Below are 16,787 nucleotides of genomic sequence, written 5' to 3'. Positions count from 1 at the left end.
TCAGCTCCGACGAGCACCGTGCATCCTCAGCCGCCGACGTCGGTGGCTGAGGACGCACACGCGTCGTCCCACCTGATCCACGCCGGAGGTGAGCCCCGGCTCAGGTGGTGGGCATCAGAGAGTCGAGGTCCAGGACTCGGACGTGGATGACGTTGCGCTGCTGCAGGGCCGCGCGCAGGGCCCGGTGCAGGCCGTCCTCCAGGAAGAGCTCGTTCTTCCACTGCACGGCGTGCGGGAACAGGTCGCCGTAGAAGGTCGAGTCGTCGGCCAGCAGCGCGTCCAGCTCGAGCTGGCGCTTGGTGGTCACCAGGGTGTCCAGCCGGATCTGGCGGGGCGGGATCATCGCCCAGTCCCGGGTGGAGAAACCGTGGTCGGGGTAGGGACGCCCGTCGCGCACCGCCTTGAAGATCAGTGCCCGACTCCCCTCAGACCGGCCCCGTGACCCGGGACACCCACCGAGTGCCCCACCCTAGTGGGGCCCGGACCGGGGGGCCCGGCGCCTCCCCGACGCGCGGGACGACGTCCCGGTCCGGTCGTATGCTGGGCTGGCACTCGGGAACCCCGAGTGCCAGCGGATCGGCGACGGGAGGTGGCACGTGGCGCACGAGGACCGCCGCCTGCAGGTCCTGCGGGCGATCGTGCAGGACTACGTCTCGACCAACGACCCGGTGGGCTCCAAGGCGCTGGCCGCCCGCTACGACCTCGGCGTCTCCCCGGCCACCATCCGCAACGACATGGCGGTGCTGGAGGAGGAGGGGTACATCACCCAGCCGCACACCAGCGCCGGGCGGGTCCCCACCGACAAGGGCTACCGGTTCTTCGTCGACCGGCTCTCGCAGGTCAAGCCTCTGTCGGCGGCCGAGCGCCGGGCGATCGAGCGGTTCCTGGACGGCGCCCTGGACCTGGACGACGTGCTCACCCGCACCGTCCGGCTGCTGGCCCAGCTGACCCGCAACGTGGCGGTGATCCAGTACCCGACGCTGTCCCGCTCCGCCGTCCGGCACCTGGAGGTCGTGCAGCTGGCCACCAACCGGCTGCTGCTGGTGCTGATCACCGACACCGGGCGCGTCGAGCAGCGGGTGGTGGAGATCCCTGCGGTCACCGACGCCCCGGCCGGCACCGACCCGGTCGCCGAGCTGCGCACGCTGCTCAACGCGGCGTTCGTCGGCGCCAAGCTCGCCGAGGCGGGCGTCAAGGTGGCCGACCTGCTGGACACCGCCCCGGCCCACCTGCGCGGCCTGGTCGCCGCGGTCAGCGCCACGCTGATCGAGACCCTCGCCGAGCCCGGCGAGGACCGCCTGCTGGTCGGCGGCACGGCCAACCTCACCCGCGGTGGGGCCCTGGACTTCCCGGGCACCCTGCGCCCGTTGCTGGAGGCGCTGGAGGAACAGGTCGTCGTCCTCCGGCTCATGGGCGAGGTGGCCCCCAGCACGGTGCTGGTGAGCATCGGCGAGGAGAACGCGCACGAGGGGTTCACCGGCGCGTCGGTGGTCTCCGTGGGCTACGGGTCGGCCGGCGGGACCGCCGACCTCGCGCTCGGGGGACTCGGCGTCGTAGGACCCACCCGGATGGACTACCCCGGGACCATGGCCGCGGTACGAGCCGTGGCCCGCTACGTCGGCCAGTTGCTGGCCGAGAGCTGAGGACTGAGAACACCAGATGGCTACGGACTACTACGGCGTGCTCGGGCTCTCCCAGGGGGCGACCGACAAGGACATCAAGAGCGCGTACCGCCGCAAGGCCCGCGACCTGCACCCCGACGTCAACCCCGACCCCGGGGCCAAGGAGGAGTTCCAGCAGGTCAGCCGGGCCTACGAGGCGCTGACCGACCCGGACAAGCGGCGCATCGTCGACCTGGGCGGTGACCCCTTCGAGACCGGGGGCGGCGGGGGCGGCAACCCCTTCGGCGGGGGCGCCGGCTTCGGCGGCCTGGGCGACATCATGGACGCCTTCTTCGGCGGCGGCGGTGCCACCCGCGGCCCGCGCAGCCGCACCCGGGCCGGCGGCGACGCCCTCATCCGGGTCGACCTGGACCTGGACGAGACGGTCTTCGGGACGACGACCGAGATCACCGTGGACACCGCCGTCCTGTGCACCACCTGCACCGGGGCCGGCACCGCGCCGGGCACCCACCCGACCGGCTGCACGACGTGCGGCGGCCGCGGCGAGGTGCAGAGCGTGCAGCGCTCGTTCCTGGGCCAGGTCGTGGCCTCCCGCCCCTGCCCGACCTGCGGCGGCACCGGCCAGGTCATCCCTGAGCCGTGCCCGCAGTGCGCCGGCGACGGCCGGGTGCGGGCCCGCCGGACCATCCCGGTGAAGATCCCGGCCGGCGTCGAGGACGGCATGCGCATCCGGCTGTCCGGGCACGGCGAGGTCGGCCCCGGCGGCGGCCCGGCCGGCGACCTCTACGTCGAGGTGCGCGAGCGGCCGCACGACGTGTTCACCCGCGACGGCGAGGACCTGCACTGCCGGGTCACCGTGCCGATGGCCGCGGCCGCGCTGGGCACCACGCTCACGCTGCGCACCCTGGACGGCGACGAGCCCCTGGACATCAAGCCCGGCACCCAGTCCGGCTCGGTGCTCACCCTGCGCGCGCACGGTGCTCCCCGGCTGCGGGCGACCGGGCGCGGCAACCTGATGGTGCACGTCGACGTGCAGACGCCCACCCGGCTGGACGCCGAGCAGGAGGAGCTGCTGCGCAAGCTGGCCGCCCTGCGCGGCGAGGACCACCCGGAGGCCAGCCGGGCCCAGCACAACGGGCTCTTCGGGCGGGTCCGCGACGCGTTCAACGGCCGATGAGCCAGCCCGACACCCTGGCCCCGGACGGCGCTCCGCTGTTCCTGGTCGACGAGCTGCCGGAGGGGCCCACGGTGCTGGTCACCGGGCACGAGGCGCGGCACGCCGTCGACGTGCTGCGGCTGACCGCCGGTGAGCGGGTCCGGGTGGCCGACGGCGAGGGCACGGTCGTCGAGGGCGTCGTGGCCGCGGCCGGTCCCGAGGGCCTGCAGGTCGAGGTGCTGGCCCGGCACCTGGTGCCGCCGCCGGCCCCGGAGCTGGTGCTGGTCCAGGCGCTGCCCAAGGGCGACCGCGGCCCGCTGGCCGTGGAGCTGGCCACCGAGCTGGGCGTGGACCGGATCGTGCCGTGGACGGCGGCGCGCTGCGTCACCCGCTGGCGCGAGGACCGGGTGGACAAGGGCCTGGCCAAGTGGCGCGCGGCCGCCCGCGCGGCCAGCAAGCAGGCCCGCCGCCCCCGGGTCCCCGAGATCACCGACCCGATGAGCACCCGCCAGGTCTGCGGCCTGCTCGGCGACACCGACCTGGCCCTGGTGCTGCACGAGCAGGCCCGACGGCCGTTCTCGGCCGTCGAGGTGCCCAGCGAGGGCATCGTGGTGGTCGTCGTCGGACCCGAGGGCGGCATCACCGACGGCGAGGCCGTGGCCTTCCGCGCGGCCGGCGCGGTCGTCGTCCGGCTGGGCGACGAGGTGCTGCGCACCTCGACCGCCGGTCCCGCGGCCCTGGCCGCGATCGCCGCCCGCACCCGCTGGCGGTAGACCGGCGGGCCGGGGGGCGGCGTGGTTGGGTGCCGGGTGTGACCGACTGCCTGTTCTGCCGCATGGTCGCCGGGGAGATCCCGGCCGACGTCGTGCACGAGACCGAGCGCACCCTGGCCTTCCGGGACATCAACCCGCAGGCGCCGACCCACGTGCTGGTGATCCCCAAGGACCACCACGCCACCGCCGGCCTGCTGGTCGGCGCCGACCCGGAGCTGCTGGCCGAGGTCGTCGCCGCCGCGCACGCCGTCGCCGTCGCCGAGGGCCTGGCCACCGACGAGGCGCCGGAGCCGGGCTACCGGCTGGTGTTCAACTCCGGGCCGCAGGCCGGCCAGACGGTGCACCACGTGCACGGCCACGTGCTCGGCGGCCGCGACCTGACCTGGCCGCCCGGGTGACCGCCCCGGTGCGCATCGAGCGGGACGGCGACGTCGCCGTCCTGGTGCTGGACAACCCGCCGCTGAACCTCTTCGACGCCGCGACGTTCGACGCGCTGGAGGCAGCGGTCGCCGAGCTCGGCCGACTGACCGACCCGGCCCTGGCGGACCGGGCCCGGGCGGTGCTGCTGCGGGCCGAGGGCAAGGTCGTCTCCGGCGGCGTCGACGTGCAGCTGTTCGCCGACGCCGCGGCCCGCGACGACGCCACCGACGTCGGCGCCCAGCTGTGGACGCGGCTGCTGCGGGTGGAGCAGGCCCTGGAGGACCTGCCGGTGCCCACGGTCTTCGCCGCCCACGCGCTCACCCTCACCGCGGCGTTCGAGCTGGCGCTGGCCTGTGACCTGCTGCTGGCCTCGGAGAAGGCCTCCTTCGGGCTGGTCGAGATCGTCGTCGGGCTGACGCCGTCCATGGGCGGTCCGCAGCGGCTGGCCGAGCGGGCCGGGTCCGCGCGGGCCAAGGAGCTGGTGTTCACCGGCCAGCGGTACGACGCCGCCACCCTGCAGACCTGGGGCGTGGTCAACCGCGTGCTGCCCGTCGAGGGCTTCGCCGAGGCCGCGCTGGCCCTCGCCCGGCAGCTGGCCACCGGCCCGACCGTCGCGCACGCGGCCACCAAGACCATCGTGGCCACCGCGGTCCGCGACGGGGTCCGGGCCGCCGACGACGTCGTCCCCGCGGTGTCCGGAGCGCTGTTCGGCACCGACGACCTGCGCGGCGCCGTGACCTCGTTCCTGGCCGACGGGCCCGGCAAGGCCACCCACCGGGGGCGCTGACCGGGGAACGCGGGCGCCGGGGAGCGAGCCCCGGCGTAAGCTCGGCCGGGTCCCACTCCCGTCGCAGGAAGGCAGGGTCGAGCGTTCTTGCCCGACACCTCTCCGAGCTCCACCCCGACCGAGGGCACCGCCCCGGTCCGGACGTCGATCACCGTGCCCCAGTCCGTCTCCATGGTCGCCCTGCTGGGCTCCGGCGACGAGCTGCTGCGGCTGGTCGAGACCGAGCTCGCCGCCGACGTCCACGTACGCGGGAACGAGATCTCGCTGACCGGGCTGCCGGGTGACACCGCCTTCGCCGTCCGCGTCTTCGACGAGCTCATCGCGCTGGTCCGCCGGGGCCAGACCCTGCGCCCGGACGAGGTGCAGCGGGTGGTCGGCATGCTGCGCTCCGGCGGCAGCGAGCGCCCCGCCGAGGTGCTCAGCCTGGACATCATCAGCCGCCGGGGCCGCACCATCCGGCCCAAGACGCTGAACCAGAAGCACTACGTCGACGCGATCGACGCCAACACGATCGTGTTCGGCATCGGCCCGGCCGGCACCGGCAAGACCTACCTGGCGATGGCCAAGGCCGTGCAGGCGCTGCAGACCAAGCAGGTCGACCGGATCATCCTGACCCGCCCGGCCGTCGAGGCGGGGGAGCGGCTGGGGTTCCTGCCCGGCACGCTCAGCGAGAAGATCGACCCCTACTTGCGGCCGCTGTACGACGCGCTGCACGACATGGTCGACCCCGAGTCGATCCCGCGGCTCATGCAGAGCGGCACCATCGAGGTGGCCCCGCTGGCCTACATGCGCGGGCGCTCGCTGAACAGCTCCTTCGTGATCCTCGACGAGGCGCAGAACACCACCGCCGAGCAGATGAAGATGTTCCTGACCCGGCTCGGGTTCGGCTCGAAGATGGTCGTCACCGGCGACGTCACCCAGGTCGACCTCCCCGGTGGGGCGCCCTCGGGCCTGCGGGTGGTGCGCAACATCCTCGGCGACGTCGACGACATCCACTTCTCCGAGCTGACCAGCTCCGACGTCGTCCGGCACCGCCTGGTCGGGGACATCGTCGAGGCCTACGAGCGCTACGACGTCGCCACCGCCCCCCGCACCACCGACCCCGTGCGCGGCTCCGGCCCGCGGCGGCAGAAGGGCAGCTGACCCGTGGCCGTCGAGGTCGCCAACGAGTCCGAGATCGCCGTCGACGAGACCTCGCTGACCGGCATCTGCCGGTACGTGCTCGGCGAGATGGGCGTGAGCCCGCTGGCCGAGCTGTCGGTGCTGTGCGTGGACGTCGAGTACATGGCCAGCCTGCACGAGCGGTGGATGGGCGAGAAGGGCCCGACCGACGTGCTGGCCTTCCCGATGGACGAGCTGGACACCAAGCGGCCCGACGACCCCGACCCGGGTCCCGAGCTGCTCGGCGACGTCGTGCTGTGCCCGGCGGTCGCCATCCGCCAGGCCCGCGCCGCCGGCCACACCATGGACGACGAGCTGCTGCTGCTGGTCACCCACGGCGTGCTCCACCTGCTGGGCTACGACCACATGGAGCCCGACGAGGAGAAGGAGATGTTCGGGCTGCAGTCCGACCTCCTGCAGAAGTTCGCCGCCGTCCCGCGGGACCAGGTGACCGGCGAGGAGGCCGCGCCGCGATGAGCTCCACCGCGATCACGCTCCTGGTGATCGCCGTCCTGCTGGTCCCGCTCGCCGGGGTGTTCGCCGCCGTCGACGCCGCGCTGCAGGGCATCTCCCGCGCGCGGGTCGAGGCCCTGCGCCGCGACGACGTCCGCCGGGCCGGCGCGCTGCTGGAGGTCGTCGAGGACCGCGCCCGGCACGTCTCGCTGCTGCTCCTGCTGCGGATCGCCTGCGAGATGACCGCCGCGGTGCTGATCGGCGTGATCCTCTACGCCCAGTTCGACGGCGTCGGGGCCGGCGTGGTCACGGCTGCGGCGGTGACCACGGTGATCAGCTACGTGCTGGTCGGCGTCGGACCGCGGACCCTGGGCCGGCAGCACGCCTACGCGATCGCGCTGGCCGCGGCCGGTCCGACCCGGTTGCTCGGCCGGTTGCTGGGCCCGGTGTCGACGCTGCTGATCCTGCTGGGCAACGCCATCACCCCCGGCCGGGGGTTCCGCGAGGGGCCGTTCTCCACCGAGGTCGAGCTGCGCGAGCTGGTCGACATGGCCGAGGAGCGCGGCGTCGTCGAGTCCGACGAGCGCGACATGATCCAGTCGGTGTTCTCCCTGGGCGACACGATCGCCCGCGAGGTCATGGTGCCCCGGCCCGACGTGGTGTTCGTCGAGTCGACCAAGAGCCTGCGGCAGGCGCTGGCGCTGGCCCTGCGCAGCGGGTTCAGCCGGATCCCGGTGATCGGGGAGAACGCCGACGACATCGTCGGCGTCGTCTACCTCAAGGACCTGGTCCGGCGGACCCAGGGCGACCAGGACGTCAGCCGGATCCGGGTCGAGGACCTCATGCGGCCCGCGGCCTTCGTGCCCGAGTCCAAGCCGGTCGACGCCCTGCTGCGGGACATGCAGGCCCGCCGCATCCACATGGCCGTCGTGGTCGACGAGTACGGCGGCTTCGCCGGCCTGCTGACCATCGAGGACATCCTCGAGGAGATCGTCGGCGAGATCGACGACGAGCACGACGCCGTGCAGCGCCCCCCGGTTGAGGAGCTGCCCGACGGGTCCTACCGGATCACCGCGCGGTTGCCGGTCGAGGACCTGGCCGACCTGTTCCGGGTCGAGCTGCCGCAGGACGACGACGTGGAGACCGTCGGCGGGCTGCTGGCGCGGGCGATCGGCCGGGTGCCGATCGAGGGCTCGGAGACCGTGGTCGGCGAGCTGCACCTGCTGGCCGAGCGGACCGGCGGACGGCGCAACCAGATCGACACCATGCTGGTCCGCCGGGTGGAGGAGCCCGCCGACGCCGAGGAGGCCGAGGTCGAGGAGCCCGCCCCGGCGACCGAGCCCGAGGACGAGGAGCGCGCCGAGCGGCGGGCCCGGCGCAAGCGGGAGAAGAAGGAGGCCGCGGCGGCCGCCGCGGAGCCCGAGGACGTCGACGCCGACGCGGCTGGGAGGCTGTCGTCGTGACCGACCTGCAGCCCGAGGACCAGAAGCTCGTCACCCTCGCCCGCTCGGCCCGCGGCCGCACCGGGGCGCCGGAGGGGGCCGCCGTCCGCGACACCGACGGGCGGACCTACCTGGCCGCCACCGTCGCGCTGCCCTCGCTGCAGCTCTCGGCCCTGCAGGCGGCCGTCGCCGCCGCGGTGTCCTCGGGCGTCGAGGGCCTGGAGGCGGCCGCGGTGGTCAGCGGTGCCGGTGCGGTGGAGCCCGCCGGCCTGGCCGCCGTCCACGACCTCACCGCGGGCGCACCGGTCCACCTGGCCGGCCCCGACGGCACCCTGGTCACCACCGTCTGACCCGCCGGCCGAGGATGGTCCGCCCAGCTGGGGGATGGTCCGCGGCCGGCGCCGGACCTCCCCCCACCCCGGCGGAGCTGCCCCGGGTCAGCGGGCGAGGTCTTTGGTGAGGTGCACGAGCTCGACCGCCGGCGACAGCTGCTCGCGGTGGGTCTCGACGTAGCCGCGCCGCCGGTAGAGCCGGAGGTTGGCCTCGCTGAGGTGCCCGGTGAACAACGTCGCCGTCGCACACCCGGAGGTTCCCTCGGCCGCGGCCAGGAGCCGGCTGCCGATGCCGTGCCCCTGCAGGTCCGGGGCGACGACCAGCCTCCCGATGTGCAGGACGCCGTCGACCTCCCGGCTGCGCACGGCGCCGACCAGGCGCGGGCCGTGCCAGGCGGCCAGGCACGCGGACCCGGCCAGCTCGGCCAACAGCTCCGGCAGCGTCTCAGTCAGCGCCGGCAGCCGCGCGTCGCCGTAGAGCTGCGCCTCGGTGACGTAGGCCGCGCGCTGCAGCGTGAGCAGCTCCCCGGCGCGTTCCCGCGGGAACGCGCCGAGCTCGACCGGGGGGAGGGTCACGCGGTCAGGCCAGCGGTCGGTCCAGGGCGTCGGCGACGGCCTCGGGGTCCCGGACCCAGATGGCGAAGGCCCGGTCGGCCACGCCGTCGGCGGCCAGGTGCCGCACGACGACGCGCGTGCGCCCGGGCCACCAGCCACCGCGCCGCTTGGCCCGCGGCCAGTCCGCCGGGGCACGGCCGACGACGACGTCCTCGACGAGCACCAGCGGGACGACGCCGAACGACGATGTCTGGCGCAGCCCGGCGATGTCGTTGGACACCGCGAAGTCCGAGATGGTGAACCGGCTGGTGGCCAGGACCAGCACGGCGGCGCCCAGGCCGACGGCCAGCGGGACCTCGTCCTGCGCGGCCGGCCAGCCGCTGATCAGCCCCAGCGCCAGCAGCCAGACGACGACGGCGGCCACGGTGGCCAGCGCGATGCCGGGGCTCACCGCCACGTACTGCCAGTACCGCAGCGGCGCCGGGACGACGGTGACCGACCGCTTGGGGCCGCGGCGGGCGAAGAACCCGTAGCTGGTGACCTGGCTGATGTGCCGCTCCCGGTCGCGGGCGGCGCGGACCGCGGGCGGCTCGTCGTTCGGGCGTCGGGTTCGGCGGGCCATGGCGCCATCGTCCCAGCCGTCGTCCCCGCGGTGTCGGTGGGCGGTGGGAGGATGGTCGGCGTGAGCACCCCTGATGCCCCGTACCGCAGCGGCTTCGTCGCGCTGGTCGGGCGCCCCAACGCGGGCAAGACCACGCTCACCAACCGCCTGGTGGGCGACAAGGTCGGCATCGTCAGCAACCGGCCGCAGACCACGCGGCACGCGATCCGCGGCGTCGTGCACCGGCCCGACGGCCAGCTGGTGCTGGTCGACACCCCCGGCCTGCACAAGCCCAAGAGCCTGCTGGGCCAGCGGCTCAACGACGTCGTCCGCGACACCCTGGCCGACGTCGACGTCATCGTGTTCTGCATCCCGGCCGACCAGCCCGTCGGCGCCGGCGACGCGTTCATCGCCCGGCAGCTGAAGAACGTGAGCACCCCGGTGGTGCTGGTGGTCACCAAGACCGACGTGGCGTCGAAGAAGGCGATCACCGCGCAGCTGATCGCGGCCTCCCAGCTGGTCGAGGCCCGCGAGGTGGTGCCGGTGAGCGCCGTGGCCGACGAGCAGGTCGACCTGCTCGCGGAGTTGCTGGTCGGCATGCTGCCCGAGGGCCCGCCGATGTACCCGGAGGACCAGCTCACCGACGACGACCTCGAGCGGCAGATCGCCGAGCTGGTCCGCGAGGCCGCGCTGGAGAAGGTGCGCCAGGAGGTGCCGCACTCGCTGGCCGTCAGCGTCGAGGAGATCATCCGCAAGCCCGACCCCCGCGACCCCGAGGCCGTCTTCACCGAGCTGCACGTCCTGCTGCACTGCGAGCGGGCCAGCCAGAAGCCGATGCTGCTGGGCAAGGGCGGCGCCACCATCAAGGCGATCGGCAGCGAGGCCCGGGTCGGCCTGGAGCACCTGCTCGGCGGCCGGGTGCACCTGTCGCTGCACGTCACGGTGCTGGGGGAGTGGCAGGACGACCCCAAGAAGCTGCAGCGGCTGGGCTACTAGGTGTCGGCGCACACCCCGAAGGCCCTCTACCGCGACGAGGGCGTCGTCCTGCGGGTGCAGAAGCTCGGCGAGGCCGACCGGATCGTCACCGTGCTCACCCGGCGCACCGGCAAGGTGCGCGCGGTGGCCAAGGGCGTGCGCCGGACCAAGAGCAAGTTCGGCGCCCGGCTCGAGCCGTTCAGCCACGTCGACCTGCAGCTCTACACCGGCCGCAACCTCGACATCGTCAGCCAGGCCGAGTCCCTGCACTCCTACGGCCCGGCCATCGTCACCGACTACCGGTGCTACACCGCCGGCACCGCGGTGCTCGAGACCGCCGACCGGCTCACCGCCGAGGAGAAGGAACCGTCGCTGCGGATGTTCCTGCTGGTCATCGGGGCGTTGCGGTCCCTGGCCGAGCAGACCCACCCGCCCGGCCTGGTGCTCGACGCCTTCCTGCTGCGGGCCATGTCGGTGGCCGGCTGGGAGCCCGCGCTCACCGACTGCGCCCGCTGCGCCGAGCCCGGACCGCACCGGCACTTCTCGGTGCCCGGCGGCGGCATGGTCTGCCCGGCCTGCCGGCCCACCGGTTCCACGCTGCCCAGCCCGGTCACCGTGGAGCTGCTGGAGGCCCTGCTCACCGGCGACTGGGCCACCGCCGAGGCCAGCCAGGGCACCAACCGACGCGAGGGGAGCGGGCTCGTGGCCGCACTGCTGCAGTGGCACCTGGAGCGCGGGCTGCGCTCGCTGTCCCTGGTGGACCGCTCGTGAGGCGCGCCGTCCGGCCGCCCACCCCGCACGCCTCCGGCGCCCGGCCCCCGGCCATCCCGGCGGACAAGGTGCCGCACCACGTCGCCGTGGTCATGGACGGCAACGGGCGGTGGGCCAAGCAGCGCGGGCTGCCCCGCACCAAGGGCCACGAGGCCGGCGAGGCCTCGCTGTTCGACTGCGTCGAGGGCGCCATCGAGCTGGGCATCGGCGCGATCAGCGCCTACGCGTTCTCCACCGAGAACTGGAAGCGCAGCCCGGAGGAGGTCCGCTTCCTCATGGGCTTCAACCGCGACGTGATCCGCCGCCGCCGCGACGAGATGCACGAGCTGGGCGTGCGGGTGCGCTGGGCCGGGCGCCGTCCGCGACTGTGGGGCTCGGTGATCAAGGAGCTCGAGGTCGCCGAGGAGCTGACGCAGGACAACGACGTCCTCACCCTGACCATGTGCGTGAACTACGGCGGGCGGGCCGAGATCGCCCACGCCGCCGCGGCGATCGGTCGCGAGGGCGCCGCCGGCCGGCTGAACCCCGGCAAGATCACCGAGAAGACCGTGGCCCGGGTCCTCGACGAGCCCGACATGCCCGACGTCGACCTGTTCCTGCGCAGCTCGGGGGAGAACCGGACCTCGAACTTCCTGCTCTGGCAGTCCGCCTACGCCGAGCTGGTGTTCCAGGACGTGCTGGGGCCGGACTTCGACCGCCGCAACCTCTGGGCCGCCTGCGAGGAGTACGCCTCCCGCCAACGCCGCTTCGGCAGCGCCTGAGCGCTGCCCGTCAGCCGGCGAAGGTGGTCGTGCTGCGGTCCCCCGACCACCAGGTGACCAGGTCGGCGAGCCCCTGGGTGCCGGCGCCGGCCGCCGTGGCGGTGACCAGCACCTGGCCGGCGCTCTCGGTCCAGAACAGGACGGCGTCCCCGCGGGTGGTGGTCAGGCAGCCGACCCGGCCGGCGGTCTGCCGGTCGTCGTCGAGCCAGTAGTAGTAGCCCTGCGTCGACGGGCAGGTCTCCCGCGACGGCAGCGGAGTCAGGCCGTCGGCGTCCACCCGGGCCAGGAACGCGGCGTCGGCCGCCCCGGAGTCGGTGAACCGCGAGACCTGCACCGCGGACGGTCCGGGCTGCACCGGGCTGGCGCCGCAGTCCACCGCGGCGACCTCGCCGAGGGCCGAGGTGGTCGCCGGCGAGCAGCCGTCGATCGCGCTGGGCAGCGCCGCCAGCAGCTCGGCGTCCTCGGCCGACGTGGTGGGGGCCGCACTGGTCGTGGGGGTCGTCGTCGTGTCGGGGTCGTCGTCCTGGCTGACCACCACGCCGACCACCGCGGCGACGGCCACGGCCACCACGCCGGCGGCGGCCCAGGGCAGCCACCGGCGGCGGGCCGGTCGACCGGGGTCGGTCACCGCGCCCGGCGGACCGGACCAGCTCGGCGGGGGGGCGGGGGGCATCGTCCAGCCGGGGCCCGCCATGCCGACGGCCCGCGGCCGCGGCGGGCTCTTATGCACATCTCCCAGCCCCCGCGACCACAGAGGCCCTCGGATGGCGGNAACGAGCCCCCCGCCGAGCCGGTCTGGGTGAGCGAGGGGCCCTCGGAGTCCGCGGCCGACCACGCGATGCCGAAGTCGACCAGGTAGACGAACTCGTCGCCGGGCTCACCGGTGACCAGCACGTTGGAGGGCTTCACATCCCGGTGCACCAGGCCCTCGGCGTGCGCGGCGTCCAGCGCCCGGGCGACCTGGCCGACGACCGCCACGGCCCGGGCCGGCTCCAGCGCGCCGTGCGCGTGCAGCAGGTCCCCGAGGTCGACGCCCTTCACCAGGCGCATGTCCAGGAAGAGCTTGCCGTCGATCTCGCCGTACCGGTGGATCGGGACGACGTGCGGCTCGGACAACCGGGCGGCCGCGTGCGCCTCGCGCCGGAACCGCTCGCGGTAGCCGTCGTCCCCGGCGAGGCCCGAGGACAGCACCTTGAGGGCCACCGTACGCCGGTGCTCGGTGTCGTAGGCCCGGTAGACCTCGCCCATCCCGCCCCGCCCGATGAGCTCCTCGATGCGGTAGGGCCCGAACCGACCTGACTCCACGGGCCTCCTCCGACGCGTGCGGGACCCCAGGCGACCCCCGGCGTCGCGACGATCGTAGAGGGCGCGACGACACGGTCCGGTCTCGTTCCGGCCCAGGTCGCGCCGCAGGGCGTTGACACGGGCACCCGGGGGCAAGACAGTTCCCCGGACGACGTCCGCCCCGACGTACCCGAGGTGCCCTCCGTGAGCCATCCCCTCGCCCCGCCGCCCCCCGCCGCGGGCGACCTCAGCGACCGCCTGGTCGGGACCGACGTGTGGACCGACGGGATGCTCGCCGAGCACGGGATCCCCGTCGTCGACGTGCCGTTCGTGACCTTCGGCGGCGGCATCGGCTCGTTCGTGACCACCGACTACCTGCGGATCTGCGGCGTCCCCACCTCGGCGATCCGGGTGCTCACCCCGCTGGACACGCCGTGGCAGAGCTACGAGTACCTGACGACGGTGTCCCAGGTCCCGCGCGGGGAGCGGCTGCGCTCGGACTCGGCGTCCTGCCCGGACAACATCTGGGGGTTCCCGAGCTACGCCCTGCGCGAGGGGCTCAAGGGCGACCTCAAGCAGCTGTGGAACGTGCTGGTCGAGCCGATCTGGGCCAACTACTACACGCCCAGGGCCGGGCACGCCTTCGTCTCCATGGAGGCGGAGATGCACCGCATCCGGTACCCGGAGATGGTGGTGCGGGGCCAGGTCCGGATGGTGCGCCGACGGGCCGGCGGCGGGTACTTCACCGTCCTCACCCCGCCGCAGGGCGCGACCTCCACCCGGCGGATCGCCTACCGCAGCCAGTGGGTGCACGTGGCCGTCGGCTACCCGGGGCTGAAGTTCCTGGACGACCTGCAGGACTACCGGACCCTCACCAACGACTACGCCAGCGTCGTCAACGCCTACGAGCCGCACGAGCAGGTCTACGAGAAGCTGCGCGCCAAGCCGGGCGTGGTGCTCATCCGCGGCGGCGGCATCGTCGCCTCCCGCGTGCTGCAGCGGCTGATCGACGACCGGGACCGGCTGCGGCTGGACACCCAGATCGTGCACCTGTTCCGCACCTACACCGACAAGCCGCACGGCACCGGGATCCTCAAGCGCCGCAAGGGCGCCGACGGCTGGGCCTACCAGGGCTTCAACTACCCGAAGTCGGTGTGGGGCGGCCAGCTCAAGCAGCAGGTGCGCAAGAGCGAGGGACCCGAGCGGGCCCGGCTCTACAAGGAGATGGGCGGCACCAACACCCCGATCCGGCACAACTGGCAGGAGCAGCTGTCCCGCGGCCGCGCCCAGGGCTGGTACCGGGTGATGGTCGGCCAGATCGACCGGATGACCAAGACCGGCGAGCTGGTCGAGGTGGCCGTGAACAGCGACCAGGGGCCGCAGCTGGGCTCCTTCGACGCGGTCATCGACTGCACCGGGCTGGAGGCCGACATCCGCGAGCACCGGGTGCTGGCCGACCTGCTGGACCACTCCGGTGCCGGCCGCAACCCGGTCGGGCGGCTGGACGTCGAGCGCAGCTTCGAGGTCCGCGGCACCCGCAGCGGCAACGGCCGCATCTACGCCTCGGGCAGCGCCACGCTCGGCGGGTACTTCCCCGGCGTCGACACCTTCCTCGGTCTGCAGATCGCCGCCCAGGAGATCGCCGACGACCTGCACGCGCAGGGCTTCGGCAGCAAGCTCGGCCCCGGCCGCTCCACCAGCCAGTGGTGGAAGTGGGCCCGGGGCAAGCAGATCTGACCCACCGAGAACCCCCTCGAGACCCGGAGAGCCCCTCGTGCTGCCCACCCTCAACGGCCGGATCCAGACCCGGGTCGTCCTGCTGGTCGTCGTCGGGTCCCTGTGGACCCTGCTGGTCACCCCGGTGCTGCCCACCGGGGTCGGGATCGGCGCCTCGTACGCGGCGACGTTCTCGGTGCTGCTGGTGGTCACCGTGCTCGGCGTGCTGTGGGAGCTCGTCTACCACGGCATCCAGCAGTTCCGGTGGGAGAAGGACTGGCCGACCCTGTTCGGCCTGGTCACCATGGTCCCCGAGGGCCTGCTCGTGTGGTTCCTGTTCGCCGGCGGGGCCATCCCGTGGGTGGGTTCGCTGCCCGGCTGGGCGTTCGTGATCCACTTCGTCACGACCTGGATGTGGGTGTTCCTCATCGCCAACGGACCGATGCGGGTGCCGTTCGTGCACTGGCGCTTCAACGGCGGGCGGCTGGTCTGATGCCGTCGTCCCCGCTGCCCCCCATCCCCGGCCGGCCCCCGGCCCCGGACCGGCCGGTGCCCCCGCGGCCGGCGCCGGCGTCCTCCGGCGCGGCCACGGTGCCCGCCTTCGACCAGGTCTCGGTCGCCGTCGTCCCCGGTGCCGACCTGGTCGTCCGGATGCCGGGCCTGCTGCTGGTCGTCGTGCCCGAGACCACGCCGCCGGCGCCCCGGGCGTCGGCCGGGCTGGACGGCTGGGGCCGCAGCCCGGGCGCCCGGCACTCCGGACCGCCGACCGCGCTGGGGACCGGCGGTCCCGACCGCCTGGCCGAGCTCGTCGCGCTGTGCCGCAAGGTCTCGGCCGAGGGCAGCCGCGCGCCGGGCCGCCGCCTGCAGGAGACCCTGGGTGGCTGGCTGGACGGGCAGAGCGCCATGACGTCGCTGGCGGTGGCCGCGGCCACCGAGGACGGCCTGGCCATCACCCTGGTCGGCAGCGCGCTGGCCCAGGTGCCCGAGCTGGGCCTGCGGCTCAGCGCCGACGAGGGCGAGCCGCTCGCCGACGGCACCCCCCGCCTCGAGCGCACCGTGGACTGGCCGCCGGCCGCGCTGCGCCTGTCGGCCGGCACCGACCCCGGCGGCTCGCCGCACCCGCTCGCCGACCTGGAGAGCGGCGCGGTGCCCGGCGGCGCCGCCGTGCTGTCCCCGGTGGCCTCCCCGGGTGGCACCGGGGCGTTCGGACCGGCGTCCACCACCGCCGTCCGGCTGCCGCCCCCGGGTGCTGTCTCGGCGCCGACGGACGCGCCGACGCCACCGGTGGTCTCCAGCGCACCGCCGCCGCGGCCCACCGAGCCCTCGGAGCCCCCGGCCCCGCTGCCGGCCCCGGCGCGCTCGTTCGACCTGCTCGCCCCGGCCGACCCCCTACCGGTCGCGCAGCCGTTGCCGGTGGTCAGCTCCGCCCAGCCGGTCACCCCGCTGGCCGCCGAGGAGACCGACGACCGCGCCAAGGTGCACGGCTTCCTCTGCTCGCGAGGCCACCTCAACGACCCGCGGGTGCACTTCTGCGCGCTGTGCGGCATCCGGATGGCCGAGCGCACCGGCGTGTTCCTCGAGGGCGTGCGGCCCCCGCTGGGCCTGCTGGTGTTCGACAACGGCGCGACGGTCAACCTGGACGCCGACTACCTCCTCGGCCGCGAGCCCGACAGCGACGAGCGGGTGCTGGCCGGGGAGCTGCGTCCGCTGCTCGTGGTCGACACGACCGGTGGGGTCAGCCGGCACCACCTCGAGGTCCGGCTGCACGAGTGGGACGTGCTGGTCATCGACGCCGGGTCGGCCAACGGCACGCTGGTCGCCGCCGCCGGTGCACCCGGGTGGTCCTCGCTGGTGCCGGGTCAGGCCGTCCGGCTCACCCCGGGGACGGCGGTCCGCCTCGGCGGTCGGCAGTTCGCCTTCCAGTCGCCCCACGGCGGCTTCTGACGAAGGACCCCCTCGCCCCCCACGACGCGCTCCG

Annotated in this window: 20 protein-coding genes; 15 read left to right on the top strand and 5 right to left on the bottom strand. The window is 74.4% G+C overall.

All coding sequences use genetic code 11. The features are described 5' to 3' along the window. Positions 1-100: 100 nt before the first annotated feature. Entirely contained in the window at positions 101-409 is a 309-nt protein-coding gene (locus LFA75_RS03120) for a type II toxin-antitoxin system VapB family antitoxin (protein WP_455428472.1), read from the bottom strand. Positions 410-596: 187 nt separating this feature from the next. On the opposite strand from LFA75_RS03120, the gene hrcA reads away from it, so the two are divergent. The 9 genes from hrcA to LFA75_RS03075 all read left to right on the top strand — a co-directional run bounded on the left by hrcA (position 597) and on the right by LFA75_RS03075 (position 8,164). After that, positions 597-1,643, top strand: coding sequence for a heat-inducible transcriptional repressor HrcA (gene hrcA / locus LFA75_RS03115; RefSeq protein ID WP_225232305.1), 1,047 nt, complete (start codon positions 597-599; stop codon positions 1,641-1,643). Positions 1,644-1,659: 16 nt separating this feature from the next. Then, positions 1,660-2,799, top strand: coding sequence for a molecular chaperone DnaJ (gene dnaJ, locus LFA75_RS03110; RefSeq protein WP_225232304.1), 1,140 nt, complete (start codon positions 1,660-1,662; stop codon positions 2,797-2,799). After that, positions 2,796-3,551 carry a 16S rRNA (uracil(1498)-N(3))-methyltransferase gene (locus LFA75_RS03105; RefSeq protein ID WP_225232303.1) on the top strand — a complete coding sequence of 252 codons (756 nt, stop codon included), beginning with the start codon at positions 2,796-2,798 and terminating at the stop codon, positions 3,549-3,551. Before dnaJ ends, LFA75_RS03105 begins: the two co-directional genes overlap by 4 nt. 38 nt (positions 3,552-3,589) lie before the next feature. Beyond that, complete coding sequence (locus LFA75_RS03100) at positions 3,590-3,949, top strand: HIT domain-containing protein (protein WP_225232302.1); 360 nt, start codon at positions 3,590-3,592, stop codon at positions 3,947-3,949. Then, positions 3,946-4,758: an enoyl-CoA hydratase/isomerase family protein gene (locus LFA75_RS03095; protein ID WP_225232301.1), complete on the top strand. Its 813-nt coding sequence runs from the start codon at positions 3,946-3,948 to the stop codon at positions 4,756-4,758. The genes LFA75_RS03100 and LFA75_RS03095 overlap by 4 nt, the downstream gene beginning before the upstream one ends. An 87-nt stretch (positions 4,759-4,845) precedes the next feature. Continuing rightward, entirely contained in the window at positions 4,846-5,901 is a 1,056-nt protein-coding gene (locus tag LFA75_RS03090) for a PhoH family protein (protein WP_225232300.1), read from the top strand. Positions 5,902-5,904: 3 nt separating this feature from the next. Then, positions 5,905-6,396 (top strand): rRNA maturation RNase YbeY, encoded by a 492-nt coding sequence (gene ybeY, locus LFA75_RS03085; RefSeq protein ID WP_225232299.1) that lies wholly within the window; start codon positions 5,905-5,907, stop codon positions 6,394-6,396. Then, entirely contained in the window at positions 6,393-7,835 is a 1,443-nt protein-coding gene (locus tag LFA75_RS03080) for a hemolysin family protein (protein WP_225232298.1), read from the top strand. The genes ybeY and LFA75_RS03080 overlap by 4 nt, the downstream gene beginning before the upstream one ends. Further along, on the top strand, positions 7,832-8,164 hold the full coding sequence (locus LFA75_RS03075; protein WP_225232297.1) for a cytidine deaminase: 333 nt from the start codon (positions 7,832-7,834) through the stop codon (positions 8,162-8,164). Before LFA75_RS03080 ends, LFA75_RS03075 begins: the two co-directional genes overlap by 4 nt. 87 nt (positions 8,165-8,251) lie before the next feature. Here LFA75_RS03075 and LFA75_RS03070 read toward each other — a convergent pair whose 3' ends face one another. Together LFA75_RS03070 and LFA75_RS03065 are read right to left on the bottom strand one after the other, a co-directional pair. Next, a complete protein-coding gene (locus LFA75_RS03070) occupies positions 8,252-8,722 on the bottom strand; it encodes a GNAT family N-acetyltransferase (protein WP_225232296.1) in 471 nt (156 codons plus the stop codon). 4 nt (positions 8,723-8,726) lie between these two features. Continuing rightward, a complete protein-coding gene (locus tag LFA75_RS03065; protein WP_225232295.1) occupies positions 8,727-9,323 on the bottom strand; it encodes a hypothetical protein in 597 nt (198 codons plus the stop codon). Between the two features lie 60 nt (positions 9,324-9,383). Between LFA75_RS03065 and era the strand changes: the two genes are divergently transcribed. The 3 genes from era to LFA75_RS03050 are packed head-to-tail and all read left to right on the top strand — an operon-like array spanning position 9,384 to position 11,809. Further along, positions 9,384-10,298, top strand: coding sequence for a GTPase Era (gene era / locus LFA75_RS03060; protein WP_225232294.1), 915 nt, complete (start codon positions 9,384-9,386; stop codon positions 10,296-10,298). Then, positions 10,299-11,048: a DNA repair protein RecO gene (recO, locus tag LFA75_RS03055; RefSeq protein ID WP_225232293.1), complete on the top strand. Its 750-nt coding sequence runs from the start codon at positions 10,299-10,301 to the stop codon at positions 11,046-11,048. It begins immediately after the preceding gene. Continuing rightward, entirely contained in the window at positions 11,045-11,809 is a 765-nt protein-coding gene (locus LFA75_RS03050) for an isoprenyl transferase (RefSeq protein ID WP_225232292.1), read from the top strand. Before recO ends, LFA75_RS03050 begins: the two co-directional genes overlap by 4 nt. Positions 11,810-11,819: 10 nt before the next feature. On the opposite strand, the gene LFA75_RS03045 is transcribed toward LFA75_RS03050, so the two are convergent. After that, a complete protein-coding gene (locus LFA75_RS03045; RefSeq protein WP_225232291.1) occupies positions 11,820-12,437 on the bottom strand; it encodes a hypothetical protein in 618 nt (205 codons plus the stop codon). Beyond that, on the bottom strand, positions 12,434-13,306 hold the full coding sequence (locus LFA75_RS03040; protein WP_455428448.1) for a serine/threonine-protein kinase: 873 nt from the start codon (positions 13,304-13,306) through the stop codon (positions 12,434-12,436). Before LFA75_RS03040 ends, LFA75_RS03045 begins: the two co-directional genes overlap by 4 nt. On the opposite strand from LFA75_RS03040, the gene LFA75_RS03035 reads away from it, so the two are divergent. The 3 genes from LFA75_RS03035 to LFA75_RS03025 are packed head-to-tail and all read left to right on the top strand — an operon-like array spanning position 13,298 to position 16,753. Beyond that, positions 13,298-14,830: an FAD/NAD(P)-binding protein gene (locus LFA75_RS03035; RefSeq protein ID WP_225232289.1), complete on the top strand. Its 1,533-nt coding sequence runs from the start codon at positions 13,298-13,300 to the stop codon at positions 14,828-14,830. The two genes, LFA75_RS03040 and LFA75_RS03035, sit on opposite strands and share 9 nt — an antisense overlap. 37 nt (positions 14,831-14,867) lie before the next feature. Then, positions 14,868-15,302 carry a hypothetical protein gene (locus LFA75_RS03030; RefSeq protein WP_225232288.1) on the top strand — a complete coding sequence of 145 codons (435 nt, stop codon included), beginning with the start codon at positions 14,868-14,870 and terminating at the stop codon, positions 15,300-15,302. Beyond that, positions 15,302-16,753: an FHA domain-containing protein gene (locus tag LFA75_RS03025; protein ID WP_225232287.1), complete on the top strand. Its 1,452-nt coding sequence runs from the start codon at positions 15,302-15,304 to the stop codon at positions 16,751-16,753. The genes LFA75_RS03030 and LFA75_RS03025 overlap by 1 nt, the downstream gene beginning before the upstream one ends. Positions 16,754-16,787 lie beyond the last annotated feature (34 nt).

This window comes from Klenkia terrae (genome assembly GCF_900491935.1).
Lineage (GTDB): Bacteria > Actinomycetota > Actinomycetes > Mycobacteriales > Geodermatophilaceae > Klenkia > Klenkia terrae.
Note: the sequence above shows the minus strand (reverse complement) of the source record. Positions and strands in the feature narration are given on the sequence as shown.

Excerpts from the sequence above, each read along its gene's own strand:
- LFA75_RS03105 (WP_225232303.1), top strand. The coding sequence starts at position 2,796 with ATGAGCCAGCCCGACACCCTGGCCCCGGACGGCGCTCCGCTGTTCCTG.
- LFA75_RS03080 (WP_225232298.1), top strand. The coding sequence starts at position 6,393 with ATGAGCTCCACCGCGATCACGCTCCTGGTGATCGCCGTCCTGCTGGTC.
- dnaJ (WP_225232304.1), top strand. The coding sequence starts at position 1,660 with ATGGCTACGGACTACTACGGCGTGCTCGGGCTCTCCCAGGGGGCGACC.
- LFA75_RS03065 (WP_225232295.1), bottom strand. The coding sequence starts at position 9,323 with ATGGCCCGCCGAACCCGACGCCCGAACGACGAGCCGCCCGCGGTCCGC.
- LFA75_RS03025 (WP_225232287.1), top strand. The coding sequence starts at position 15,302 with ATGCCGTCGTCCCCGCTGCCCCCCATCCCCGGCCGGCCCCCGGCCCCG.